Source organism: Streptomyces sp. NBC_01304 (assembly GCF_035975855.1).
Lineage (GTDB): Bacteria > Actinomycetota > Actinomycetes > Streptomycetales > Streptomycetaceae > Streptomyces.
The window spans coordinates 2,916,839-2,941,462 of the sequence record NZ_CP109055.1; the positions used below are offsets into that span (position 1 = coordinate 2,916,839).

Here is a 24,624-nt window from a genome sequence, read left to right on the forward strand (position 1 = left end):
CTCCAGCCCGGCCCAACCCGCCCCGCCCCACCCCCGCCTCAGCCTCAGCCTCAGCCCAAGATCTCCCGAACCGGCCACTCCGACTCAACGACCGCCCCCGAGTCCCCCTTCCTCCGCAGGAACTCCTGGAAGTCCGCCGCCCACTCCGCGTACCACTCGATCTGCTTGACGTGCAGCGCCGCCGGGCCGAGTGCCGCGACCTTCGGGTGGCGCTCCGCTATCGCGCAGGCGACGCGGGCCGCGGCGAGGGCGTCGGCCGTGGCGTCGTGCGCCGCGTCCAGCGCGATCCCGTACTCCGTGCAGACCGCCTCGAGGTTCCGCTTCCCCTTCCGGTAGCGGTCGACGGAGCGGTCGATCGTGTACGGGTCGACGACCGGCGCGGGGCCGATCCCGCCGAGCCGCTCGCGCAGCGACGGCAGTCCGTGGCGCTGGAGCTCGGCCGCGAGCAGCGTCAGGTCGAACGCCGCGTTGTACGCGACGACCGGGACGCCCTCCAGCCAGTAGCCGGTGAGCGCGCGGGCGAGCTCGTCGGCGACCCGGTCGGCCGGGCGGCCCTCGGAGGTGGCCCGCTCATTGGTGATGCCGTGCACGTCGACGGCCTCTTGCGGGATCGGGATGCCTGGATCGGCCAGCCACTCCCGGCGTCCTATCGGCTCCCCGCCCTTGACCTCCACCAGCGCCCCCGTGACGATCCGCGCCTCGCGCGGGTCCGTGCCGGTGGTTTCCAGGTCGAAGCCGATCAGCAGCTCCCGGTGCCAGCCCATCGTGGCCCTCCTTCTTGGTACATCTCCCCCAGGTGTGCTTCACGATCGCATGCGCCACTGACAATGCGAGGGCCGGATTCCGTTTCCGCCCGCAGTACGGTCCTCAGTGCGGTCCTCAGTACGGTCCTCAGTGCGGTCCTCAGGGCCGCCCTCAGGACACCGCCCGTGAGTCCGCCCACACCGCCTCGAACTCCTCGCGGTACGTCTCGAAGAGCCCGTGCTCGCCCTCCTCGCCCGGCTTCACCACGCGGCCCCCGCCGCGCAGCACGAGCACCGGGGCCTCCATGCCGCGGGTGCGGCGCAGATAGGACTGGACGACCGCGACGCCGTCCGGGCCGTCCCCGTCGACCAGGTACGCGGTGAAGCGGGGCGTCTCGTCGAAGACCTGGATCTGGAACGCCCCGGGGTCCCTCAGCCGGGCCCGCACCCGCCGCATGTGCAGGATGTTCATCTCGACGGAGCGGCTCAACTCGCCCTTCTTCAGGCCGAGTTCCCGCTCGCGCCGCCGCACCGCGCTGGACGCGGGATTGAGGAAGAGCAGCCGCACCCGGCTGCCGGACTCCGCGAGCCGCACCAGGCGGCGCCCGGAGAAGTTCTGGACGAGGAGATTGAGGCCTATCCCGATCGCGTCGAGGCGGCGCGCCCCGCCGAACAGGTCCTCGGCCGGGAACTGACGGAGCAGCCGTACGCGGTCCGGGTGGACGCCCACCACATCCGCGTACCGGTCGCCGACCAGATCCTCGACGGCGTCCACCGGAAGCCGGCGCGCGGAGGGGACGCCGGAGTCGGCGGAGAGTATGTCGAGCAGCCGGGACGAGGCCCGCTCGGCCTGGGCGAGGACGGTCTCGGACAGGGCGCGGTTGCGGGAGACGACGTTCCGCGTGACCTCGAGCTCGTCCAGGGCGAGCTCGAGGTCGCGGCGGTCGTCGAAGTACGGCTCGAAGCACGGCCAGTGCTGCACCATGAGCTCCCGCAGCTGCGGGAGAGTGAGGAAACTCAGCACATTGTCGTCGGCCGGGTCCAGCAAATAGCCCTTGCGGCGGCTGACTTCGCGTACGGCGACGGCGCGCTGGACCCACTCCTGACCGGCCGGTCCGGCGGCCGCGACCACCCAGTCCTCGCCGTGGACGGGTTCGTAGACGGGGCGGAGCACAGCGGCCACGACGGCGCGCAGCCGCTGCTCCACGAGGTTCAGCCAGATGTAGGCCCGCCCGGCCCGCTGGGCGCGCGTACGCACCTCGCGCCAGGCGTCAACGCCCCAGTCCAGCTCCGGGCCGATCTGGGACGCCGCGTCCATCGGACGGGCCAGGGACACCGCTGAGGGCGGGACGTCCGCGGAGCCGGAAGTCGATACGGGATCAGCGTCCCGTCCTCCGTCCCCAGGGGGCAACTCCAGCCCACCCGAGTTCACCCGCGCACCGCCTTCCGCTCCCCCAGGATTCGATCGTGCCCCTACCGGACCGGGGCGGGGTCTGGTCGAGACCCCGTTCGACGATCAAGGAAGGGTACTCCGGGAGCGGCCGGCGGTGCAGCAGGATCCACAGGGTCTTCGCTCAACTCCCGCCCTCTGTATTGCCGTTCTGGTTCGCGAGGTCGGCGGGCGTGAGCGGATTCATAGCGGTCACATCACGCGGGGCGAGGGAGAAGCCCTGCCAGTGGACCGGCATCGGCTGCTGGTCCTCGTCCCGGGCGATGTGGTGGAACCCGATGTTGACCCACGTGATCGGGTGGGTCAGCGTCTGGCCGTTCACATAGTTGTCGACGCTCTGGGGCGCCGCGTTGGGGCCGCCGCAGCCGTAGTTGCCGCTCGCCCACGCCTCGCACTTCTTGTACTCGGTGAAGTACACGTCGTGGTTGGAGAAGTTGCGGCCCGGGTGCTTCACGGTGTGGCCGGGGACGATCTCGTACGAACGCGGGTGGCCGTCCTTGTTCTTGCCGGCCGTGCTGACGACGCGCCACCAGCGCATGCCCTTGACGTCGCCGGTGAGTTCCTTGGTGACGGGCGTGCGGGTCGTCTTCGTCTTCGGTGAGCCGTCGCCGACGGGCGCGGTGACCTTGGAGTCGTACTGCTCGACCTTGGACTTCGCGGAGCCGTCGAGGCCGAAGTTGAGGCGCCAGAAGACGTTGTGGCTGTGCGACTCGGCGTAGTCGCGGGCGCCCTTGCCGATGGGCCAGCCGCGGCCGTCCGCGCCGTTGTAGTCGTAGGGCGAAAGGCTGCCGGTGGCACCGACGTTGGAGGTGATGGTGCCGTCGGAGGAGAAGCGCCACTCGGTGATGTACTCGTACCAGGAGGCCTTGTTGACCGAGTAGATCAGCAGGTCCTTGCCCTGGGACTGCCAGACCTTGTTGGGCTGGCCCATGGGCGACATGCGGTAGGCGTGGCCACGCGCGCGCGTGGTGGTGCACAGGCCGTTCACATTGCCGGTGCCCTGGACCTTGACGGTCTTGATGGTGCCGCCGGGGCACTCGGCGGGCTTCAGCGGCTGCAGCGCCTGGCCGAAGTCGGTGCCGGTGACGTCGTCGTACTCGGCCTCGCCGTCGTCGTACGGCACGTGCACCTGCGCGAGGCGGGCGCTGGTGAGGACCGGTATCGGCTTGGGCTCGTTCTTCGGCTGGTAGCTGATGTTGTCCAGGACGACCCCGGACAGCGTGTTGTAGTGCCAGCACATGCGCCAGGTGGTGCCGCCGTCGAGGGTCTGCTCGATCTGGTACGCGGCCGAACAGCCCGGCGCCGCGGCAGGGGCCTGCGGGGCGCTCGGGGCGGCGGTGGCGGGGCCGGCCGCGGCGACGGCGGTGCCCAGGAGCGCGGTGGCCGCGAGGACCGTGGCGGCTCGCTTGCGGGCGCCCGCAAGTCTGTTGACGTGCATGCGAAGTGACTCCCTTGTACGGGGAAGCAGGAAAACGAGAACAAGTAGGTGTGCGGAACCGGACGCGGGCGCGCCGGGTCAGCCGAGCTTGGTCACCTTGCGGTCGCTCAGGTCGACGACGAGGTTCCTGGTGTCGATCCAGGGGCCGTTGGCGACCTTGCTGACGACGGAGAGGCAGCGGTGCTCGCCGCACTTCGCGAGAGCGCCCGGGGCCCGGGGTGCGGTGGCCTTGCGGAAGATGAAGCCGCTCAGCTCCAGCTGGTCCGCCGAGGTCAGGGCCTTGCCGGTGGCGTCCTTGTAGTCCTTCTTGAGGTCGGCGCCGAGCGGGTCGGCGATCAACAGCTCGGCGGCCTCGCGCATTTCGTCCTTGGCGGGGGGCGGCTGGGCGCCCTTCGCCGTCTGGGTGTCCTCGACCTTGCCGGTGTCCAGATTGACCGTCTTGGTGACGAGGGCGTCGGCCTTGTAGTCGTAGTAGACGATCTCGGCGCGGCGCGCCGGTGTGGCGTCGCCGACCTCGGACGGGTCGACCTCGGTGAGGTTGGTGGACAGGTGCTGCGGGCCCCGATCCCCTTCCACGTCCCGCGCGGAGCGCTGCAGGCCGCCGCCCATGGCGAGCTGCTCGGCCTTCTTGATCTCGTCGTCGGTCAGCGGGTCGCTGCCGACGCCCTTGTCCCCCTCGGCGGGCGCCTTCTCCACGACGCCCGGCCGCACGGCCTGCTGGGCCGCGGCGTTGGCCTCGGCCTTGGCGTCCCGCTCCCCGGCCCCCGCCGCCCCCGGCAGCGCGACGGCCACTGCGATGGCCGTACCGGTGAGCGCGACGGCCGCACCGGCGACTACTTTGCCGAGGTTTTGGCGCACTAGATTGCGCACATCATCCCCCTACTTCCCCTATGTCCGCAGATGCCTCCGGTGTCCCGCCAAAGGGCATGCTGCGTAGCTCTGGTCGCTCTGTATGACGGACACAACACCCGACTGGTTGCCTCACTTTCGGGGAGACTCTCTGCGAAGTCCGTCCCAGTTCGCGCGCAGGTAGTGGAAGAGTCGTATCCATGCAGGTCTGGCCTGGACAGGCGTATCCGCTCGGCGCGACGTACGACGGCGCCGGCACCAATTTCGCGGTCTTCTCGGAGGCCGCCCACCGAATCGAGCTGTGCCTTCTGCACGACGACGGCTCGGAGACGGCGGTGGAACTGCGCGAGTCCGACGCGTTCGTACGGCATGCCTACCTGCCCGGGATCATGCCCGGGCAGCGGTACGGCTTCCGCGCGCACGGACCGTACGAACCCGGGGACGGGCAGCGCACCAACTCCGCGAAACTGCTGCTCGATCCGTACGCGCGCGCCGTCAGCGGCGCCGTGGACTGGGGCGAGGAGGTGTACGGCTACCACTTCGACAACCCGGAGGAGCGCAACGACCTGGACTCGGCGCCGCACACGATGACTTCGGTGGTGGTGAATCCTTACTTCGACTGGGCGGACGACCGGCCGCCGCGCACGCCGTACAACGAGACGGTGATCTACGAGGCCCATGTGAAGGGCCTCACCAAGCTGCATCCCGCGCTTCCCGAGGAGTTACGCGGTACGTACGCCGCCCTCGCGCACCCGGCGGTCATCGAGCACCTCACGGAGCTGGGCGTGACCGCGATCGAGCTGATGCCGGTGCACCAGTTCGTCACCGACCACCGCCTGGCCGACCAGGGCCTCGCCAACTACTGGGGCTACAACACGATCGGCTTCTTCGCCCCGCACAACGCCTATGCCTCGTGGGGCGACCGGGGCCAGCAGGTCCTGGAGTTCAAGTCGGCCGTACGCGCCCTGCACGAAGCGGGCATCGAGGTCATTCTGGACGTGGTCTACAACCACACGGCGGAGGGCAACCACCTCGGTCCCACCCTGTCCTTCCGGGGCCTGGACAACGCCTCCTACTACCGGCTCACGGACGACCCGCGCTACTACATGGACACCACCGGGACCGGCAACTCCCTGCTCATGCGCTCCCCGCACGTCCTGCAGCTGATCATGGACTCGCTGCGCTACTGGGTCACCGAGATGCACGTGGACGGCTTCCGCTTCGACCTCGCGGCGACGCTGGCGCGGCAGTTCCACGAGGTGGACCGGCTTTCGTCGTTCTTCGACCTGGTGCAGCAGGACCCGATCGTGAGCCAGGTGAAGCTGATCGCCGAGCCGTGGGACGTCGGCGAGGGCGGCTACCAGGTGGGCAACTTCCCGCCGCTGTGGACCGAGTGGAACGGCATGTACCGGGACACCGTGCGCGACCTGTGGCGCGGCGAGCCGCGCACGCTCGCGGAGTTCGCGTCCCGGCTGACCGGCTCGTCCGACCTCTACCAGGACGACGGGCGCCGCCCGCTGGCCTCGATCAACTTCGTGACCTGCCACGACGGCTTCACCCTGCGCGACCTGGTGTCGTACAACGAGAAGCACAACGCCGCCAACGGCGAGGACAACCGCGACGGCGAGAGCCACAACCGCTCGTGGAACTGCGGCACGGAGGGCGAGACCGACGACCCGGAGGTGCGCGAACTCCGGGACCGCCAGATGCGGAACTTCATCGCCACCCTGATGCTGTCGCAGGGCGTCCCGATGCTCAGCCACGGCGATGAACTCGGCCGCACCCAGGGCGGCAACAACAACGCCTACTGCCAGGACAGCGAGATCGCCTGGGTGCACTGGCCCGACCCCGACGACGAGAACGACGCCCAAGGGTCGTTGACGGCCTTCACGCGCGCGATGGCGTGGCTGCGGCGCGACCATCCGGTCTTCCGCAGGCGGCGGTTCTTCCACGGGCGGCCGGTCGAGGGCACGCACGACGACCTGTCGGACATCTCCTGGTTCACCCCGGGCGGCAAGGCAATGCGGCAGCGCGACTGGAACCGCGCACACGCGCGTGCGCTCACCGTCTTCCTGAACGGCAATGCGATCTCCGAGCCGGGCGCACGCGGCGAGCGCATCCAGGACGATTCGTTCCTGCTGATGTTCAACGCCTCCCCCACGCCGCAGGAGTTCGTGGTCCCGGTCGACCACGGCCGGCAGTGGCAGGTGGTCGTCGACACCTCCCGGCCGGAGGGGGTGCCGCCCGGCAAGGGCCCGAAGGTGGGCGCCGGGGAGCGGCTGCAGCTGACCGACCGCAGCCTCACAGTGCTGCAACGGCCCGCCTGATCACACCTTTTCGGAGACGCCTGGCACGTCGGGTGCTTCTCGTACGTCGCCGGGGATGCGGCCCGTCACGGCCGGGCTAGTCCTGCCCGGCCGGGCGAGCAGGGCGACCACGAAGGCGAGGCCCGCCGCCGCGCTGCCGACGGCGAACGCCGCGCCGGCGCCGTACGACTCGGCGAGCCGCCCGGCCACCGCGAGCGTGACGGCCTGTCCCCCGACGAAGGCGCTGACCGCCCAGGTCATGCCCTCGCCTAGACGCTCCACCGGTACCGCGCGCTCGGTGAGGCCGAACCCGGTGATGAGGTTCGGGGCGAAGATCGCGCCGAAGACGGTCACCACGACGTACAGGCCGAGCATGCTGTCCGTCCACACCAGCGGCAGCGAGAGCAGTGCCGCGGCGGCCGTCGCCAGGCGCCAGCGCAGATGCAGCCCGAAGCTCTCCGGGAGGGCCGCCATGGAGACCCCGACGACGGCGCTCATGACGCCCATCGCGGCATAGACGAGGCCCGCCTGGTCCTCGTGCCCCAACTCCTGCGTGAGGGCGCCGATGCCCGCACCGCAGCCGCCGAGCAGGATGCCGACGAAGGCGAGGCCGACGCGCACCACGTACGCCTCGCGCGGCAGCCGGCGCCGCCCGGTACGCGCGCGTGCGGGATCCCCCTCCGCACGCGCGCGCACCGACTGCGGGGTCCGCGCGGTCGGGTGCAGCGCGAAGCCCGTGCCGCACACGGCGACCAGGACGGCCGCCAACGCGAAGGCGTATCCCGGGTGTCCGGCCACCGCGGCCAGGCCCACCACGGCCGGGCCGAGCACGAAGGACACGTCGTCCATCGTGCCCTCCAGCGTGAGCACCGTGCCGACCACCCGCTCCGGCGCCCCCGCGCGGCGGGCGAGGGCCACGGTCCTGGCCCGGGCGAGCGGCCCGATGCCCGGGACCGAGGCACCGGCGAGCACGCCGCACAGGACGAGCAGGGGCGTGGGCAGGCCGAGCAGGGCGGCCGTGAGGTACACCGCGAGGGCCACGGCGTTGGCCAGCGAGAAGGCGATGACCACCGACCGCTGGCCGAGCCGGTCCGCGAGCCGCCCGACGTACGGGCCCATGGCCACCTGCCCGAGGGCGAGCGCACAGGCGACGATGCCGCCGGTGGCCAGCGATCCACTGGTCTCGTGGATCAGCAGCACACTGCCGAACTGGATGATCGCCACCGGCAGTCGGCCCAGGAAGGAGATCACCGGGAGCAGCGGACCGGTCAGCGCGACGACCTGCCGATACATCCCGATTGCCCCCATTGGGGCCGTGTCCCTGTCAGCCATCGTCCGACGCTAACGACCGCTCGGCCGACCGAAGGGGGCCCCGATTGCACGAAAGCCGCCCAGGCGGGTACGTACGTTCGCATGACGCCTGAGGACGTGCGTACGACCCCACCGCGCCCCATCCGCAACTTCGCGCCGCCCACGGCCACCTACCGGCTGCAGCTGAGTCCCGCCTTCCCCTTCGCGGCGGCCGCGGCGGCCGTGCCGTATCTGGCGGGGCTCGGGGTCTCCCATCTGCATCTGTCGCCGGTCCTCGAGGCCGTGCCCGGCTCGGCCCACGGCTATGACGTCGTCGACCACGCGCGCGTGCGCGGCGAACTCGGCGGCGAGGAGGGGCTGCGGGCCCTGTCCGTGGCCGCGCGGGCGCACGGGCTCGGCCTGGTCGTCGACATCGTGCCCAACCACATGGCCGCGGCCCCCCGGCACAACCGGGCGCTGTGGGACGTGCTGCGGCGCGGCCCGCACTCGCCGTACGCGCGGTGGTTCGACATCGACTGGCAGGCCGGCGGCGGACGGGTTCTGCTGCCCGTCCTCGCCCACCGGCTCGGCGCCGAGCTCGGGCAATTGCAGGTGACGGGCGGCGTGCTGCGCTACGGCGACCACGAGTTCCCTCTTAGGGAGGGCAGCGCCGGGCTGCCGCTGCCGGAGCTGCTCGAAGTGCAGTGGTACCGGCTCGGCTGGTGGCGGCTCGCCCGGACCGAGCTCAACTACCGGCGTTTCTTCACCATTTCGGACCTCATAGGGGTGCGCGTCGAGGACCCGGAGGTCTTCGACGCCACGCACGCGAAGATCCTCGAGCTGGTGCGCGACGGCGTGGTCGACGGCCTGCGGGTGGACCATCCGGACGGGCTCGCGGACCCGGGCGCGTACTTACGGAAACTGGACGAGGAGACGGGCGGGCGCTGGACCGTCGTGGAGAAGATCCTCGCCGACGGCGAGCAGCTGCCCGCGGTCTGGCCGGTCGCGGGGAGCACCGGGTACGACGCGCTGCGGCACATCGACGGGCTCTTCGTGGACCCCGAGGGCGTGGGTGAACTCCTCGGCCGCTACCGGGCGTTCGCGAGCCCGGAGAGCGACCGGGGCGGGCACTGGGGGACGACGGTGCGGCGGGCCGCGTACAAGGTGGTCACGCACGAGCTGGCCGCCGAGGTCGACCGCCTGGTGCGGGCCGCGGACGTCTGCGCCGAGCTGCACGACCACGCCCCGTGGGCGCTGCGGGCCGCGCTGCGGGAGCTCCTGGTGCGGCTGCCCGTGTACCGGCCGTACGGCGCCGGGGACGCGGACCGCGCGGTGCTCACCGACCGGGCCGCCGAGGAGGCCCGGTCGCGTTTCGCGGTGCCGGAGGAGGCCCAGGCGGTCGACTACGTACGGGAGTTGCTCCTGGGCGGCTCCGGGACCGAGGAGGCGGAGGTGCTGCGGGCGCGGTTCGCGCAGACCGCGTCGGCGCTGCGGGCGAAGGCGGTCGAGGACACGGCCTGCTTCCGCTATGTGCCGCTCCTGTCGGCCGCGGAGGTGGGCGGGAGCCCCGGGGCGCCCGCGCTCGCTCCTGAGGCCTTCCACGCCTTCTGTACGCGGCTGCAGCGGGACTGGCCGGCCACCGGGACGGTGCTGTCCACGCATGACACCAAGCGCAGCGCGGATGTGCGGGCGGGGACGGCCGTGCTCTCCGAATGCCCGGACCGGTGGGGCGAGTTCCTCGACCGGGTCACGGCGGCGATGGAGCAGGACGAAGAGGGCCACGCCCCCGACCGGCAGCTGGCGTGGGCGACCTGGCAGACCGCCGTCGGCGCCGGCCCCCTGGGCGGGGACCGGCTGCGGGACGCGATGCTCAAGCACGCGCGCGAGGCGGGGCTCTACACCGGCTGGACCGAGCCCGACGCGGTGTACGAGCAGGCGGTGGCGGCGTTCGTGGCGGCGGGGCCGTGCGGGGCCCTGCGGGGCGTCGTCGAGTCCTTCCGCGCCGAACTCGCGCCGCACACGCGGGCCAACGTTCTGGGCGCGGCCCTGCTGCACCTGACGATGCCGGGCGTGCCGGACCTGTACCAGGGCACGGAGCAGGTCCGGTGCGAGCTCGTCGACCCGGACAACCGGCGTCCGGTGAGCTTCGAGCCCGCGAAGCCGGAGGGCCTGGACGCGGAGAAGCCGGCCCTCACGACCACGGCCCTGCGCCTGCGCCGCGGCCGCCCCGAGGTCTTCGGCGAGTCGGCGACGTACGAGCCACTGCGCGCGCGTGGCCCCGCGGCGGACCACTGCGTGGCCTTCGCCCGCTCCGGCGAGGTGATCACGGCGGTGACCCGGCTCTCGCTCCGCCTTGCGCGGGCGGGCGGCTGGCGGGACACGTCGCTCTCGCTGCCCGAGGGGCGGTACGTCGATGTGCTCGCCGCCGAGGGCGAGTCGGTCCGGGAGTTCTCGGGGCACACGCGCGTGGCGGAGATTTTCGAGGGGCGGCCGGTCGCGTTGCTGGTGCGGCTGCGAGAAGAGCGGGGTGGGGGTGGGGTGGGGAAGTCAACAGGCACCACGTGACGTCACGGGGCGACCTCCTGGGCACGGTCCGGAGGCTCCGGCACCTGCGTCGGCGGCAGCGTCCCGCGCAGCACCTCCACGAACTTCGCCGCCGCGCCCGCCGGCTCCGTTCGCGAGAAGACCGTGAGCGGGCGGCGCCAGGGCGGGTCGACCGACAGGACCACGCAGTCCTCGCCCACCGCGCCGCGTACGACGTGCGAGGGCGCGGTGGCGATGCCGACGCCCGCCGCCGCCATCCGGACCGCCGTCGACGTGTGCTCCGTCCACACCGCCGTACGCGGCGTGAAGCCGGCCCGGCCGCAGGCCCAGTCGAGGAAGCGCTGGCCCTGGACGACGGGTTCCATGGCGCAGCGCACCCAGGGGCGGTCGGCGAGTTCGGGAAGCTTGACCGTGGTGCGGCCGGCCAGGTGGTCGTCGAAGGGCACCGCGAGGACGATCTCCTCCTCGCCGACCGGGATCACGGACCCCGTCCAGTACTGGGGCGCCGGGCCGAGCGCCAGGTCCGCGACGCCCCGCTCGACCTGCTCCTCCAACTCGTCCGTGGTGCCGTACTCGTGCAGCAGCAGCTGCACGCCGGGGTGGGCGCGGCTCCAGCGCGCGAAGACCTCGGGCAGGATGCCGACCGCCACCGCGTGGATCGCCGCGATGTGCAGCTCGCCGCCCTCGGCCCCGGCCGCCGCGCGGGCCGCCCGCTGGGCCTGCTGGGCGCTGCGCACGGCGAGTTCGGCGTGCGGCAGGAAGGCGCGGCCCATGGCGGTCAGCCGCACCCCGCGCGTCATGCGCTCCAGGAGCGCGCCGCCGACGGACTTCTCCAGGGCCTTGATCTGGTGCGAGAGCGCGGGCTGCGTGACGTGCAGCGCCTCGGCCGCCCTCGTGAAGGAAGACTCCTCGACGACCGTCAGGAAGTACTCCATCTGTCGAAGGCTCACCGCCGGACCCCGGCCTTTCCATGAACGCCATAAACGCTGTGCATCGAGCCCACAAAAACATTGCCTTGGACTCATGGCAAGGTCCGGAGGGAGGCTTCGATCATGAACAACGCAGCAGACATCGCAGCAGAGAACGCCGCGGCAGTGACCAATGAAGCGGACGTCATCGTCATCGGAGGCGGCACCGGCGGCTACTCCACCGCCCTGCGCGCGGCCCACCTCGGCCTCACCGTGATCCTCGCCGAGCGCGACAAGGTCGGCGGCACCTGCCTGCACCGCGGCTGCATCCCCAGCAAGGCCATGCTGCACGCGGCGGAGCTCGTCGACGGCATCGGCGAGGCCCGCGAGCGCTGGGGCGTGAAGGCGAGCGTCGACTCGATCGACTGGTCCGCCCTCGTGGCCACCAGGGACGACATCGTCTCCCGCAACCACAAGGGCGTCGAGGCCCACCTCGGCCACGCGAACGTCCAGGTCGTGCACGGCAGCGCGGAGTTGACCGGTCCGCGCGGGGTGCGGGTCGACGGCCGTCACTACACCGCGCGCCGGGGCATCGTCCTCGCGACCGGCTCACGGCCGCGTACGCTGCCGGGCCTGGAGCCCGACGGGCGGCGCGTGGTCACCAGTGACGACGCCCTGTTCGCACCGGGCCTGCCGCAGTCCGTCCTGGTCCTGGGCGGCGGCGCGATCGGCGTCGAGTACGCGTCGTTCCACCGCTCCATGGGCGCCGACGTCACCCTGATCGAGGCCGCCGACCGCCTCGTACCGCTCGAAGACGCCGATGTGAGCCGCCACTTGACCCGCGGCCTGAAGAAGCGCGGCATCGACGTCCAGGTCGGTGCGCGGCTGGAGGGCGCCACGGTGCTCGAGGACGGCGTACGCGCCACCGTACGCACCGCGCGGGGCGAGATCCGCACCCTGGACGCCGAACGGCTCCTGGTCGCCGTGGGCCGCGCCCCGGTGACGGACGGCCTGGGCCTCGCGGCGGCCGGGATCACCACGGACGAGCGCGGTTTCGTCGCGCCGGCCGACTGGGACCGCCTGGAGACGGCCGTGCCCGGCATCCACGTCGTCGGTGATCTGCTGCCGCCGCCCTCGCTCGGCCTCGCCCACGCCTCGTTCGCGGAGGGCCTGTTGGTGGCCGAGACGCTCGCCGGGCTCGCCTCGCCGCCCGTCGACTACGCGGCCGTGCCCCGCGTGACCTACTCGTCGCCGCAGACCGCGTCCGTCGGCCTGAGCGAGGCGGAGGCACGCGCGCGTGGCCACGAGGTCGACGTGAACACGATGCCGCTGACGGCCGTGGCCAAGGGCATGGTGCACGGCCAGGGCGGCATGGTGAAGGTCGTCGCCGTGCAGGGTGGCGGGCAGGTCCTCGGCGTCCACCTGGTCGGCCCGCATGTGTCGGAGATGATCGCCGAGAGCCAGCTCATCGTCGGCTGGGACGCCGAACCGGGCGATGTGGCCCGGCATATCCACGCCCACCCGACGCTGTCCGAGGCGGTCGGCGAGACCTTCCTGACCCTCGCGGGGCGCGGCCTGCACCAGCAGTGAGAGTCCCCGCGCGTGCGGGCGATGTCCTCGAACGCCGGACGGGCCGATGAGTCAGCCGTCCGGCGTTTGGGCAGAGTCCGTGAAGCCCTACGGTCCCGACCCGCGCACCCGCGTACGCGGACGCCCCGGCCCCGCGCCGCACGCCTCTTGACAGTGATTTCGGACCGTGGGGTACTGCGGTTGCGCACGCCGGGAGGACCATACGGGGGTGAGTCACCTGACGGAGCAGCACTACCCCAATGCGACCGAACTCGTCCTGACCGCAAGGGCTTTGGCGGCCGAGCGGCCCGAGCTGTGCGTACTACGCCAGGTCGGCACGTCCCGCGCAGGGCGTCCCCTGCATCTGCTGTCCGTGGGCCGCGCCGAGCGCGGCGTCCTGGTCGTCGCGGGTGCGCATGCCAACGAACCGGTCGGCGGCCCCACCGCGCTCCATCTGGCCCGTCAGGTCGTCGACGAACGCAAGCTGCGCCACGACACCTCCTGGCACTTCCTGCTCTGCGCCGACCCGGACGGCGCGAGCCTGTACAGCTCGCCCGCGCCCCGCACGCTCTTCGACTACCACCGCGGGTTCTTCCGCCCGGCCGGCCCCGAGCAGCCCGAGTGGGCGCCCTCCATGCTGCCGCCGGACCGGCTGCCGCCCGAGACCCGGGCGCTGCTCGGCACGATCGACGAGCTGCGGCCCTACCTCCAGGTGTCGCTGCACGCCACCGATGTCGGCGGCAGCTGGGTGCAGTTGACCAAGGACATCCCCGGTCTCGCCGAGCCGTTCGCCAAGTCGGCGGCGGAGCTGCACATTCCGATAGAGACCAACACCTCGGACGCCGCGGGCTGGCCGATCTCGGGGCCCGGCGTCCATGTGATGCCGCAGCCTGGCACGGACCCGCTCTTCCCGAGCCTGCCCGAGGACGTCACCCGCTCCTCCTGGCACCACGCGCACCGGTACGGCGGACTGACGGCGATCGTCGAGGTGCCGATGTGGGCGAGCGACCTGGTGGACGACACCTCCCGGCATCCCGCACCGCAGCTGGCCCTGCACCGGATCTCGCGGCGCCTGCACACCCAGGCCGGCCGGGTCGAGGACATTCTCGCGGCGACGGGCCTCGCGGGCGCCCGGGACGAGGAGTTGCCCGCGGACTGCGCTCCGATGCTGCGGGCCGCGCACTGGGCCCTCGGTCTGGTGCCGGGTCTCGCCTCGGACTGGCAGCTGCCTCCGCCGCCGCACGCGTCGATGACGTACATCCACAGCATCGACGCCTTCGGGCGCCGGCTGCCGCTGCGGGCGGCCGCGATGGCGCTGCGCGTGCTCGACGCCGCCGGCGCGGCGGACGAGCCGGACGCGCGGCGCCTGGAGCGGCTCGTGGCGCACTGGTGCACGGCCTTCGAGGTGCGGTTCAAGGCCCGCTGGGTGCCGCTGGCCGACCAGGTCGAGCACCAGGCGCGGACCACGCTGGCGGCCGCGCGGCACGCGCGCGTGGAAGCGGCTTGAGCTCCACGCGCGCGTGCCCGGCGTCCACTTGGCCGGACCGGCGACTGCCGGACCGACGACTTCCGGACCGGCCCGGTCACTGCCGCACCGGCCCGGTGACTACTTGGCCATCTTGGTGATCTTGAAGACCGAGCCCGTCGCGGCGTACATCTCGCAGGAGTTGCCGAACGTCTTCGCGTACACGGTCCTGCGGCCGTTCCACATGCCGTACGCGGCCGCCGTCACCGGCTGGTAGATCTTGGTGCAGATCATGTCGCGGGGCTTGATCCTGTTGATGTCGCCGCCGGCCGCGCGCAGGTCCCGGCAGGCCTCCCGCGCGCGCGGGTGGCCGCTGCCCCGCAGCGGCGGACAGTGCAGCGACTCCAGGTCGATCGGCCCGAAGGCGTCGTCGCCCTGCATGGTGCCGACCATCATCCAGTTGCCGGGGAACGCGCCCTTCTCCTCGTGCGTGTCCGCCTGCGCCGTGCCCGCGCCCGCCAGGAGCAGGGCGCCCGCCGCGGCAGTCGCCAGCAGACCACTTCGTACCGACTCGGCCTTGAGAGCCATGTGACCGTCACCGTTCCTTGCGTTCGTCGATGCGCGCGGGCGAACTCCCGCGCCGCTGGATGCATCGACACACCGGGGCCCGACGATCACCTGTGCTCACTCGAACGGGACGTGCAGAAACGTGACACATGCTCCAAATGGTCGCAAATGCCCGGTTTTGGAAAGCGTTTCAGGAACAGCGATCAGTAACCGGCGAGCCGGAACGCCATCGACCCGAAGCTCACGTGGTCGCCCTCGCGGACCACCGCGGCGCCCACCACACGCCGCCCGTTCACGCTCGTGCCGTTCGTCGAGCCGAGGTCGCGCAGCACCCACAGGCCGCCCTGCAGACGCAGCTCCGCATGGATCCGGGAGACCGTCTCGTGGCTCAGCCGCAGGCCGTTGGCCGGGTCGCGCCCGATGCGCAGCGGGAAGGGCCCCGGCGCCGGCAGGAGCAGCTTGGGCAGCCGCTCGGCCCGCCACGCCCTGCGCACCCGCACCGTGAACGCCGAGACGGCGCCCACCGCGTCGGTCACCCGCCGGGTCCAGCGCCCCTCGTTCGGCAGGTCGGCGGTGAGGACGGCGAGTTCGTCGGACCTGCGGGCGGACAGCGCCAGCTCCATGCGGCGCACGAACGTGTCGTGCGAGAGCCGGCCCTGGGCAACGCCGTCGCGCAGCGCTTCGAGCACCTTGTCGCGTTCCGCGTCGGAAAGCCGCGCAGGATAGGTGGGGAACTCGAAGGACGACGTCACGTTCGTGATTGTCGGACAGCGCGCCCCCGGTGTCCAGAAAACCGGTAACTTCACCCGTCGCTGACCTGCGCGAAGACGCACGACAAATCCCTGGACCGGGGAGGGCGTTGAACGTAAGATCACCGACGACGCCCACACCGCTGGAAGGAGGCGAGTGCCGTGAAGATCACATCCCTGTTGTCGCGCTCCCGCCCCTGCCAGCCGGCGTCCCGGATCTGACCGGGAGCGCACCCGCTCTTCGGAGGATTCCAAGTGACCGATCTGGTCATCCGCGCGCTCACCGAGCGCGACGCACATCTCTTCAACACCCTTGCCGACCCCGGCTCCGCTCTCGTGGGCCGCGCCGTCATGGGCATCCGGTACGCCACCTACGCCGAGGGCGGCGACTACCGTCCCGAGTGGACGTACGTCGCCCTGCGTGACGACAAGGTCGTGGCGCGCGCCGCCTGGTGGGGCGCGCCCGAGGACACCGAGCCCGTCAACATCAACTGGCTGGACATCGCCGAGGGCGAGCTGGCCGCAGGCATCGAGTTGCTGCGCACGGCGCCGTTCGACACGGAGTACGAGCTGATCCTGCCGGCCGCCTGGAAGGACGAACCGGCCACCCGCGCGGCGGCCGAACTGCGCATCGCGGCCGCCGAGGCCGCGGGCAAGCGGCAGCTGGTCGAACGCCTGAGGTACACCTGGACCGCGGACCTCGGCCTGCCCGAGCGCCCCGGCCGCCTCGAGTTCCGGGGCGAGGACGACGACGAGGTGCTGCTCGACGTGTTGCGCCGCATCCACTCCGACACCCTCGACGCCCACGCGCGGCGCGCCATCGCCGAGCACGACCTCGACAAGGCGGCGCAGGAGGACCTCGACTACTTCCGCTGGTACCCCGAGGCGTGGCCGCAGCTGGCGTACACGCCCGAGGGCGACCTGGTGGGCATGCACCTGCCCTGCCGTGTCCCGTCCGGGTACGCGGCCGGGTTCATCGGCGTCGTACCCGAACAGCGCGGCCACGGCTACGCCTTCGACCTCCTCGCCGAGTGCACGCACTTCCTCGCCGAGCGGGGCGTGGAGCGGATCGTCGCGGCCACCGACGAGGGCAACTTCCCGATGGCGGCGAACTTCGCGAAGGCGGGCTATCCGGTGACGGAGAAGCGGATCGACTTCGTGTAGTCCCCGCCTGTCCACTGCCTTCGTCGTCCCCTGCTCCCGTCTGAGATTTTCCCCGGATCACGTCTGAATTCCGTCTCGTTTCCCTCCGGTCCGATCACCGGGTGAAGCAAGATGGACACGCAGCGACAGACGAGGGGGAAGCGTCGATGCAGTTCGAGGTATGGGCACCGGGAGCCGACCGGGTCGCGCTCCAACTTGAGAGCAGCACGCGCGCGTTGGAGCGCGATCCGGACCGCCCGGGCTGGTGGGCGGTGGAGGCCGAGGCGGCGGACGGAGCGCGCTACGGGTATCTGCTCGACGACGGGCCCGTACGTCCCGATCCGCGCGCCGCACGCCAGCCGGACGGCCCCGACGGCCTGAGCGCCGTCGTCGACCACGAGCGGTACGCGTGGCGGTCCGGGCCGGCGGGACGTGGCCTGCAGGGCGCCGTCCTGTACGAGCTGCACATCGGTACGTACACGCCCGAGGGCACCCTCGACGCGGCGGCCGAACGCCTGCCCCACCTCGTCGAGTTGGGCATCACCCATGTCGAGCTGATGCCCGTGTGCCCCTTCCCGGGGCGGCACGGCTGGGGCTACGAGGGCGTGTCCCTGTGGGCGGTGCACGAGCCGTACGGCGGGCCCGAGGCGCTCAAGCGCTTTGTCGACACGGCGCACGGGCTCGGGCTCGGCGTCGTCCTCGACGTGGTGCACAACCACCTGGGCCCGTCCGGGAATTACCTTCCGGAGTTCGGCCCGTACTTCACCGATACGCACCACACCCCGTGGGGCGCGGCGGTCAACCTCGACGCGTCCGGTTCCGACGAGGTCCGCGCGTATCTGCTCGGCAGCGCGCTGTCCTGGCTGCGGGACTACCGGATCGACGGGCTCCGCCTCGATGCCGTGCACGCGTTGTGCGACACGCGCGCGTGCCACTTCCTGGAGGAGCTGTCGGGCGCCGTGGACGAGCTGGCCGCCTCGAGTGGCCGGCCGCTGTTCCTGGTCGCCGAATCCGATCTGTGCGACCCGCGGACCACCACCCCGCGCGAGGCGGGCGGGCTCGGCCTGCACGCCCAGTGGAACGACGACTTCCACCACGCCCTGCACACCGCGCTCACCGGTGAATCCCAGGGCTACTACGAGGACTTCGCGCAGGCGCCGCTCGCCGCGCTCGCCAAGACGCTGACGTCCGGGTTCTTCCACGACGGCACGTATTCGAGCTTCCGGGGCCGCCACCACGGCCGCCCCGTCGACCGGGTCCGCACCCCCGCGCACCGGTTCCTCGGCTATGCCCAGACCCATGACCAGATCGGCAACCGCGCCCAGGGCGACCGCCTTTCGGCGTCCCTCTCGCCCGGCCTGCTCGCCTGCGCCGCCGCGCTCACCCTGACCGGGCCGTTCACGCCGATGCTGTTCATGGGCGAGGAGTGGGCGGCGGGCACGCCCTGGCAGTTCTTCACCGACCACACGGACCCGGAGCTCGCCGAGGCCGTACGGCGGGGCCGCAGGCGGGAGTTCGCCGCTCACGGGTGGGCCGAGGAGGACATCCCCGACCCGCAGGACCACGGCACCCGCGAGCGGTCCTGCCTGGACTGGTCCGAGCCCGAAACCGGCCACCACGCGCGCGTGCTCGCCTGGTACCGCGAGCTCATCGCCCTGCGCCGCGGTCAGCCCGACCTGATCGACCCCGATCTGGCGGCGGTCCGGGTCGCCTTCGACGAGGAGGCGCGCTGGCTCGCCTTCCGCCGGGGCGACCTCCGGGTCGCGGTGAACCTCGCCAAGGAGCCGGCCGAGATCCCCCTGCAGGGCGGCGCCGCGCGGATCCTCGCCGCGTGGGACACGGTGGAACCGCCGGGCGCGGACGGGGTGTTGGGGCTGCCGCCCGAGTCGTGCGTGGTGCTCTCCCCGCCCGCGTGAACCCGGCCGCCCGGCCCCGCCCGCGTGACTCGTGGGTGGGGCCTACTCGACGATCGCCATCTCGCGCGGGGTGTTGTTGAGCCGCCGGCAGCCCTCCTCGGTGACGGTCACGATGTCCTCGATGCGCACCCCGAACCGGCCCGGCAGATAGATCCCCGGCTCCACGGAGAAGCACATGCCGGGCACCAACTCCTGCTCCTCGCCCTCGATCATGTACGGGGGTTCATGGGTGGTGACGCCGATGCCGTGGCCGGTGCGGTGGATGAAGTACTCGCCGTAGCCCGCGTCGTCGATGACGGCGCGCGCGGCCCGGTCGACGTCCTGGCAGGCGATGCCCGGCTGGATCACCGCGCAGCCCGCGTCCTGGGCGATGCGCACGGTGTCGTGCACTTGTCGTTCCTCGTCGGTGGGCTCGCCCACGTGCACGGTGCGCGAGGTGTCCGAGCCGTAGCCGTGCTTGAGGCCGCCGAAGTCGAGGACCACCATGTCGCCGCGCTCGATGACGCGGTCGCCCGCCTCGTGGTGCGGGTTGGCGCCGTTGGGGCCCGATCCGACGACGGTGAAGTCGACCTGGGAGTGCCCGAACTCCTTGAGCAGAGCGGCGAGATCGGCCGCGACGTCGTTCTCCTTGCGCCCGGAGAAGCGCACCTTGAGGATCTGTTCGTACGTCGCGTCGGCGGCGGCCCCGGCCGCGGTCAGGCGCTCCAGTTCATGGGCGTCCTTGACGCCGCGCAGCATCGGCAGGGCCTCGGTGAGGGAGGCGTACGACGTGGTCGGCAGCTCCTGCTGCAGTCCGAGCAGATGCATCGCCCAGCCGTTGTCGCTCACGCCGAAGCGGCCGTTGACGTCGAGCAGCGGCGCCGTGACCGCGTACGGGTCCTTGCCGTCGGTCCAGTCCCGCAGGGTCAGCGCGGGGGCGCCCGGGGCCCGCTCGGCATCCGGGGCCTCCAGGGTCGGCACGACCAGGACGGGCTCGGAGCCGGCGGCGAGCACGAGCAGGGTGAGCCGCTCGGTGATGGCGGTGGGCTGGTAGCCGGTGAGCCACACCAGGTCGGGGCCTGGCGCGACGAGGACTCCGGCTAGGCCGGCGTCGGCCGCGGCCTGGGCGGCACGGTCCATGCGGGCCTTGTAGTCGTCGGCGGTGAACGGGGCAGGCGCTGCAGTGGTCATGACCGCATCCTCCCTCGGGGCCGCGGGTCGGCGCGAGCGGGAAAACGGATCTTCTGGCGTGCGCTCTGAAGGGCCTGTCCAGCCCGCCTCAAGGGCCTGTCCAGCCCGCCTCAAGAGCCTGTCCAGCCCGCCTCACGGCTCTGGCGTCAGCTCTCCAGGGCCATCCGCGCGCCGAGCGCGACCAGGACGCCACCGGAGATCTGCTCCAGGCGGCGGCGGACGCCGGCGCGCGACAGGAAGGTCTTCATCCGGCTGACGAACCAGACGTACAGGCCGTAGTAGCCGACCTCGTACACCGCCCAGATCGCGCCGAGCAGGACCATCGTGGGCAGTTCGGGGGCGCCGGCCGGAACGAACTGCGGCAGGAAGGAGATCGCGAAGATGGCCGCCTTGGGGTTGGCGATGTTGCTCAGCAGACCGACCCGGTAGGAGGCCCAGTCCGAGCGCTTGGGCACTTCCCACGCCTCCCCCGCACCGGCCTCGCCCGCCTTCTTGCGGCGCGCCTGGCGCAGCGCCTGGACGCCGAAGGTGACCAGCACGATCGCGCCGACCATCCGCATCACGTCGTACGCGACCTGCGAGGCGGCGAGCAGCGCGGTCAGCCCGAACGCCGCGACCACGCTCCAGATGAAGACCCCCGTCTCGTTGCCGAGCACGGTCAGGAAGCCCGAGCGCTTGCTCTGCAGCGACTGCTTGATGATCAGGACGGTGCCGGGTCCGGGGGACGCGGCGATCAGGGTGCAGGCGCCGAGGAAGGCCATGAGGGTGCTGAGCATGAGGACATCCTGCGCGAAGCATCGCCGCGGGACCAGGGGTTTTCACGCACCACGCCTAATGGTTAGATGATGCCGTAACCATTAGCTCGTCACCGAGGAGGAACCCGGCATGCTCGTGCTGGCCCAGATCAGCGACCTTCACCTCGACGGAACGCCGCGGGCGACCCGGCGGGCCCGGCGCGTGATCGAGCACTTGAAGGAGACGCACGCGACGGAGCTGCACGCGCGCGTGGACGCGCTTCTCGTCACCGGTGACATCGCCGACCACGGCACGGAGGCCGAGTACGAGGAGGCCGCCCGCCTCCTCGCGGACGCCCCCTTCCCGGTCCTGCCCTGCCCCGGCAACCACGACCGCCGCGAGGCCTACCGCAAGGCGCTGCTCGGCGAACCCGCGGCGTCCGGGCCCGTCAATCGCGTCCACCACGTCGGCGGCACCGCGATCCTGATGTGCGATTCGAGCATCCCGGGCGCGGACGAGGGCCTGCTCGACGACGAGACGTACACCTGGATCGAGGACACGCTCGACGGCCTCGACGCCGGCACCCCGGCCCTGCTCGCCTTCCACCACCCGCCCGTTGCCCTGCACCACCCGCTGCCCGACAGCTACCAGCTGCAGCAGCCCGCCGCCCTGGCCCGGCTCCTCGACGGCCGCCCGCAGATCAAGGCCGTGATCACCGGCCACGCCCACTCCCCGGCCGCCACCACCTTCGCCGGGCGGCCGCTGATCGTCGGCCCCGGAGTGACCTGGACGCTGCGGCTGCCCTGGGAGGGCTCGGAGATGGCGGACCTGGAGGCACCGGTCGGGCTCGCGTTCCATGTGCTGGACGACGAGGGCCGGTTGACGACGCATTACCGGACGGTGACCGCGTAAGGCCCGACGGCGGCTGTGCGAGGCAGGCCCCACGGCGGCCGCGCAGGGCCCAAGAGACGGCCGAGGCCTACGTGACGACCCCCGGCCTGACCGTGAGCGTCTGCCGGCCGCCTCCCTCGTGCCGCACCGCCAGCGTCACCTCCTCGCCGGGCTCGGCCGCGGCGACCGCCGAGGCGAGGTCCGCGGCCGAGTCGACCTTCGCCTTGCCGAACGCGAGCAGTACGTCGCCGCGCACCAGGCCCGCGGTGTACCCGGGCCCCGGACTGTGCACGCCGACGAGCAGCGCCCCCGCGCCCTTGCCCGCGTCGACCGCCTCCACCGCGATCGTCGCCCGCGCGGGACCCCGGCCGGCCGACTGGCCCTGGCCGCCCTGGGGTTCCTGCTGCGACGGCCCGCCCTGCCCGCCGGGCTGCTTGCCCGAGGGGCCCGGCTGCTGTCCGGGTTTGCCGCCCGGTGACGCTTGCGCCGCCTGCTTCTGCAGGTCGGCGAGCTTGCTCATGCCGATGACCGTGGCGCCGACGGTGCCGAGCCCGACACCGGCGAGCACGAGCACCAGGGCCACGAACGTGCTGAAGAGAACGGTCAACAACCGCCTGCCGCGCCGCCGTGCGGCATGCGGACGGTGACCGTTCGGCCCGGGCCCTGTCGTGCGGCCGGGCATCGACTTGGGACGCAACGCTGTCTGTTCCATGGCTCGCCTCCGCCGGATGCTCTACCCGGCGCCATGGCGCGGCACGATTCACGAAAGGGTGACGGGCGCCCCCGGGCCGGGGAACACCTGACCGACCCGAGGGCGCCCGAAGCCGGCGGGGTCAGCCGCCGTGACCCCCGTCGTGGCCACCGTGCCCGGCCCCGTGATCGAACTTCAGCGCCTCCTTCGGCATCACCACGAACGGCCGCATCATCCCCATGTCCTCGTGCTCCAGGAAGTGGCAGTGGTACATGTAGCGCCCGTACGCACCGTCGAACTTCCCCATGACCCGCACCAGTTGGGCCCCCGGCACCCGGAAGGTGTCCTTCCAGCCGCGCTCGTTCGGCGCGAGCGGGATCTCCTTCTTCGGGTCGAAGGCGATCGGCGCGCGCGTGCCGCCGAGCGCCGGGTCGAAGCCGGACACGTCGTACGCGTCACGCCCCATCACCTGGAAGTCCGCGAGGTGGATGTGCATCGGGTGGTCGAGCGGGACGAGGGTGAAGAGGTTGAGGAAGCTCCACTGCTCGTAGCTGCCCTCGGCGATCGTGAAGCCGAGGCCGTCGTTGAAGGTGCGGGAGGTCCGACGGTACGTCTTCACCTTGCCGTCCGGGCCGCGGAGTTGGATGACCCCCTCCGTGGGCACCTGCACATCGGCGCCCTTGATCTCCGTCATCTCCCACATCTCCGGGTGACCGCCGCCGCCCTTGGTGGCCGGGTCGGTCAGCACGATCAGCCGGTGGCCGTGCTCGATGTCGTGCGAGATGCGCCGGAAGGAGCCCGAAAGGACCTCGGGTAGCTCGAAGGAGTCGCCGCATCCGGTGTCGCGTACGCGGAACTCCATGACCTGCGGGTACGGCACGTCGTTCACCGAGTCGGGCACGCCGGGCGCCTGCCCGCGGCCCTTGTCGACGAACCGCAGCCGGCGGCCCGCGAGTTCACGGAAATCGATGAGCAGGTCCATGCGCTCGGCCGGCGCCACGGTCAGCGTGGACAGCGCCTCGTCGAAGTCGACCGGCACGGGCCGCGGCAGCAGCCCGCCGTCGCTGCCGATCTGCTTGAGGACGCCCGGCACCGGGTTGTCGTCCTCGTCCACCAGGACCAGGTTGTAGATCCGGGCGTTGGAGGCGTTGACCAGCCGGAAGCGGTACCAGGCGTCGTCGACGTCCGCGTACGGCCAGATCCGGCCGTTGACCGTGGTGTACGGGCCGGTGAAGGCGCGGCTCACCGGCTTGCCGGTCTCCGGGTTCTTGTCCTGGACGATGACGGCCTTGTGCAGCAGCCGGCCGTTGAGGCTGCCGTCCTCGTCGGTATCGAGGTTCCGGTCGGCGATGAGGAGCGGTATCTCCCGTTCCCCGCGCGGGAGATGGAGGGCGTCCTCCTCCTCGTCCCGGACGAGGTAGGTGCCGTACAGGCCGGTGTGCACGTTCCACCGGGTGATGTTCATGGCGTGGTCGTGGTACCACCACTGCACGGCCTGGTGGTCGTTCGGGTACTCGGACAGCTGGGCGTTGCCGTACCCGACGGCGTTGTCGGCCCAGCCGTCGTTGCCGCCGCCGGTCTGCGCGCCGTGCAGATGCGTCACCGACCAGGCGGGCAGCGCAGCGACGTCCTTGTTCGGCTCGACTCCACCGCGCCCCGGTTCGGTGGAGGCGGGCGGCGTGCCCGGCGGGCGGCCCGGCGCCTCCATGGCGGTGACCGGGTACTCGGAGCCCTCCGGGATGCGGTTGGTCCACGCGATACGGATCCGCTGCCCGCGCCGGACCTCGATGGTCGGCCCCGGCACCTGGCCGTTGTAACCCCACATCAGGGTGGGCGGCAGCTGCGGGTGCAGCCGGACCCAGGTGGGCCGCAGGGCGATCTCGGTCTCGTGCCGTACGTCGGTGAGGTGCGGGCGGAGTATCGCCGGGATGTTCAACGGGCTTACGTAGGGCGTCAGTTCACGCCCGGCCTTCTTTTCGTCCCCCTGGTCGCCGGTGATCCGGTCCACTAAGTGCTCGATGATTTCGGTCAAGGCAGTGCCCCCGTGTTGTGGATCTGTGGTCGTGCGCGTACGCGTCGCCTCTGCGTCGCGTACGTACGCACCTCAGAAGACCCCGCACACAACAGGGCGGGTTGCGTGAACAACCCATTCCGGCCGAAACGTTGCGATGACTGCGCTCATCCGGCGCGAAACCCCCAT

At 71.8% G+C, this 24,624-nt stretch carries 19 protein-coding genes; 7 read left to right on the top strand and 12 right to left on the bottom strand.

The genetic code is table 11. From position 1 onward, the window contains the following. Nucleotides 1-50 precede the first annotated feature (50 nt). The 4 genes from OG430_RS12610 to OG430_RS12625 all read right to left on the bottom strand — a co-directional run bounded on the left by OG430_RS12610 (nucleotide 51) and on the right by OG430_RS12625 (nucleotide 4,501). Nucleotides 51-764 (bottom strand): 3'-5' exonuclease, encoded by a 714-nt coding sequence (locus OG430_RS12610; protein ID WP_327352560.1) that lies wholly within the window; start codon nucleotides 762-764, stop codon nucleotides 51-53. A 151-nt stretch (nucleotides 765-915) separates the two neighbouring features. After that, nucleotides 916-2,175, bottom strand: coding sequence for an SAV2148 family HEPN domain-containing protein (locus tag OG430_RS12615; RefSeq protein WP_327352561.1), 1,260 nt, complete (start codon nucleotides 2,173-2,175; stop codon nucleotides 916-918). A gap of 142 nt (nucleotides 2,176-2,317) precedes the next feature. After that, on the bottom strand, nucleotides 2,318-3,631 hold the full coding sequence (locus tag OG430_RS12620) for a copper amine oxidase (RefSeq protein WP_327352562.1): 1,314 nt from the start codon (nucleotides 3,629-3,631) through the stop codon (nucleotides 2,318-2,320). Between the two features lie 78 nt (nucleotides 3,632-3,709). Next, nucleotides 3,710-4,501 carry a Tat pathway signal sequence domain protein gene (locus OG430_RS12625; protein WP_327352563.1) on the bottom strand — a complete coding sequence of 264 codons (792 nt, stop codon included), beginning with the start codon at nucleotides 4,499-4,501 and terminating at the stop codon, nucleotides 3,710-3,712. A 179-nt stretch (nucleotides 4,502-4,680) separates the two neighbouring features. Here OG430_RS12625 and glgX point away from each other — a divergent pair, with 179 nt between their 5' ends. Continuing rightward, complete coding sequence (gene glgX / locus OG430_RS12630) at nucleotides 4,681-6,807, top strand: glycogen debranching protein GlgX (RefSeq protein ID WP_327352564.1); 2,127 nt, start codon at nucleotides 4,681-4,683, stop codon at nucleotides 6,805-6,807. Here the strand turns inward: glgX and OG430_RS12635 are convergent, their stop codons facing one another. Then, nucleotides 6,808-8,118: an MFS transporter gene (locus OG430_RS12635; protein ID WP_327352565.1), complete on the bottom strand. Its 1,311-nt coding sequence runs from the start codon at nucleotides 8,116-8,118 to the stop codon at nucleotides 6,808-6,810. An 81-nt stretch (nucleotides 8,119-8,199) separates the two neighbouring features. Between OG430_RS12635 and treY the strand changes: the two genes are divergently transcribed. Beyond that, nucleotides 8,200-10,641 carry a malto-oligosyltrehalose synthase gene (gene treY, locus OG430_RS12640; protein WP_327352566.1) on the top strand — a complete coding sequence of 814 codons (2,442 nt, stop codon included), beginning with the start codon at nucleotides 8,200-8,202 and terminating at the stop codon, nucleotides 10,639-10,641. Nucleotides 10,642-10,643: 2 nt separating this feature from the next. Here treY and OG430_RS12645 read toward each other — a convergent pair whose 3' ends face one another. Then, nucleotides 10,644-11,570 carry a LysR family transcriptional regulator gene (locus tag OG430_RS12645; protein WP_327352567.1) on the bottom strand — a complete coding sequence of 309 codons (927 nt, stop codon included), beginning with the start codon at nucleotides 11,568-11,570 and terminating at the stop codon, nucleotides 10,644-10,646. Nucleotides 11,571-11,672: 102 nt separating this feature from the next. Between OG430_RS12645 and lpdA the strand changes: the two genes are divergently transcribed. Both lpdA and OG430_RS12655 read left to right on the top strand, forming a co-directional pair. Next, nucleotides 11,673-13,118 (top strand): dihydrolipoyl dehydrogenase, encoded by a 1,446-nt coding sequence (lpdA, locus tag OG430_RS12650; RefSeq protein WP_327352568.1) that lies wholly within the window; start codon nucleotides 11,673-11,675, stop codon nucleotides 13,116-13,118. A 208-nt stretch (nucleotides 13,119-13,326) separates the two neighbouring features. After that, entirely contained in the window at nucleotides 13,327-14,604 is a 1,278-nt protein-coding gene (locus tag OG430_RS12655; RefSeq protein WP_327352569.1) for a M14 family zinc carboxypeptidase, read from the top strand. Between the two features lie 99 nt (nucleotides 14,605-14,703). On the opposite strand, the gene OG430_RS12660 is transcribed toward OG430_RS12655, so the two are convergent. Continuing rightward, nucleotides 14,704-15,150 carry an SSI family serine proteinase inhibitor gene (locus OG430_RS12660; RefSeq protein ID WP_327352570.1) on the bottom strand — a complete coding sequence of 149 codons (447 nt, stop codon included), beginning with the start codon at nucleotides 15,148-15,150 and terminating at the stop codon, nucleotides 14,704-14,706. A 182-nt stretch (nucleotides 15,151-15,332) separates the two neighbouring features. Then, the gene (locus OG430_RS12665) at nucleotides 15,333-15,881 is read right to left on the bottom strand and encodes a DUF1707 and FHA domain-containing protein (RefSeq protein WP_327352571.1); all 549 of its coding nucleotides are present in this window, start codon (nucleotides 15,879-15,881) and stop codon (nucleotides 15,333-15,335) included. Nucleotides 15,882-16,133: 252 nt separating this feature from the next. Between OG430_RS12665 and OG430_RS12670 the strand changes: the two genes are divergently transcribed. Continuing rightward, a complete protein-coding gene (locus OG430_RS12670; RefSeq protein ID WP_327352572.1) occupies nucleotides 16,134-17,042 on the top strand; it encodes a GNAT family N-acetyltransferase in 909 nt (302 codons plus the stop codon). Between the two features lie 146 nt (nucleotides 17,043-17,188). Beyond that, the gene (gene treZ, locus OG430_RS12675) at nucleotides 17,189-18,937 is read left to right on the top strand and encodes a malto-oligosyltrehalose trehalohydrolase (protein ID WP_327352573.1); all 1,749 of its coding nucleotides are present in this window, start codon (nucleotides 17,189-17,191) and stop codon (nucleotides 18,935-18,937) included. Nucleotides 18,938-18,979: 42 nt separating this feature from the next. Here the strand turns inward: treZ and OG430_RS12680 are convergent, their stop codons facing one another. Both OG430_RS12680 and OG430_RS12685 read right to left on the bottom strand, forming a co-directional pair. Next, nucleotides 18,980-20,107: an aminopeptidase P family protein gene (locus OG430_RS12680; protein ID WP_327352574.1), complete on the bottom strand. Its 1,128-nt coding sequence runs from the start codon at nucleotides 20,105-20,107 to the stop codon at nucleotides 18,980-18,982. Nucleotides 20,108-20,253: 146 nt separating this feature from the next. Next, a complete protein-coding gene (locus tag OG430_RS12685; RefSeq protein ID WP_327352575.1) occupies nucleotides 20,254-20,883 on the bottom strand; it encodes a LysE family translocator in 630 nt (209 codons plus the stop codon). 109 nt (nucleotides 20,884-20,992) lie between these two features. On the opposite strand from OG430_RS12685, the gene OG430_RS12690 reads away from it, so the two are divergent. Continuing rightward, a complete protein-coding gene (locus tag OG430_RS12690; protein WP_327352576.1) occupies nucleotides 20,993-21,754 on the top strand; it encodes a phosphodiesterase in 762 nt (253 codons plus the stop codon). A 67-nt stretch (nucleotides 21,755-21,821) separates the two neighbouring features. Here OG430_RS12690 and OG430_RS12695 read toward each other — a convergent pair whose 3' ends face one another. Further along, nucleotides 21,822-22,445, bottom strand: a complete 624-nt coding sequence (locus tag OG430_RS12695; RefSeq protein ID WP_327352577.1) for a PDZ domain-containing protein — start codon at nucleotides 22,443-22,445, stop codon at nucleotides 21,822-21,824. 121 nt (nucleotides 22,446-22,566) lie between these two features. After that, nucleotides 22,567-24,456 carry an O-aminophenol oxidase PhsA gene (gene phsA / locus OG430_RS12700; protein WP_327352578.1) on the bottom strand — a complete coding sequence of 630 codons (1,890 nt, stop codon included), beginning with the start codon at nucleotides 24,454-24,456 and terminating at the stop codon, nucleotides 22,567-22,569. Nucleotides 24,457-24,624 lie beyond the last annotated feature (168 nt).

Bases quoted from the DNA above. Each gene is read 5' to 3' on its own strand.
- glgX (WP_327352564.1), top strand. From the start codon at position 4,681: ATGCAGGTCTGGCCTGGACAGGCGTATCCGCTCGGCGCGACGTACGAC.
- OG430_RS12635 (WP_327352565.1), bottom strand. From the start codon at position 8,118: ATGGCTGACAGGGACACGGCCCCAATGGGGGCAATCGGGATGTATCGG.
- lpdA (WP_327352568.1), top strand. From the start codon at position 11,673: ATGAACAACGCAGCAGACATCGCAGCAGAGAACGCCGCGGCAGTGACC.
- OG430_RS12690 (WP_327352576.1), top strand. From the start codon at position 20,993: ATGCTCGTGCTGGCCCAGATCAGCGACCTTCACCTCGACGGAACGCCG.
- OG430_RS12680 (WP_327352574.1), bottom strand. From the start codon at position 20,107: ATGACCACTGCAGCGCCTGCCCCGTTCACCGCCGACGACTACAAGGCC.
- treZ (WP_327352573.1), top strand. From the start codon at position 17,189: ATGCAGTTCGAGGTATGGGCACCGGGAGCCGACCGGGTCGCGCTCCAA.
- OG430_RS12610 (WP_327352560.1), bottom strand. From the start codon at position 764: ATGGGCTGGCACCGGGAGCTGCTGATCGGCTTCGACCTGGAAACCACC.
- OG430_RS12685 (WP_327352575.1), bottom strand. From the start codon at position 20,883: ATGCTCAGCACCCTCATGGCCTTCCTCGGCGCCTGCACCCTGATCGCC.
- OG430_RS12620 (WP_327352562.1), bottom strand. From the start codon at position 3,631: ATGCACGTCAACAGACTTGCGGGCGCCCGCAAGCGAGCCGCCACGGTC.
- OG430_RS12660 (WP_327352570.1), bottom strand. From the start codon at position 15,150: ATGGCTCTCAAGGCCGAGTCGGTACGAAGTGGTCTGCTGGCGACTGCC.
- OG430_RS12695 (WP_327352577.1), bottom strand. From the start codon at position 22,445: ATGGAACAGACAGCGTTGCGTCCCAAGTCGATGCCCGGCCGCACGACA.
- treY (WP_327352566.1), top strand. From the start codon at position 8,200: ATGACGCCTGAGGACGTGCGTACGACCCCACCGCGCCCCATCCGCAAC.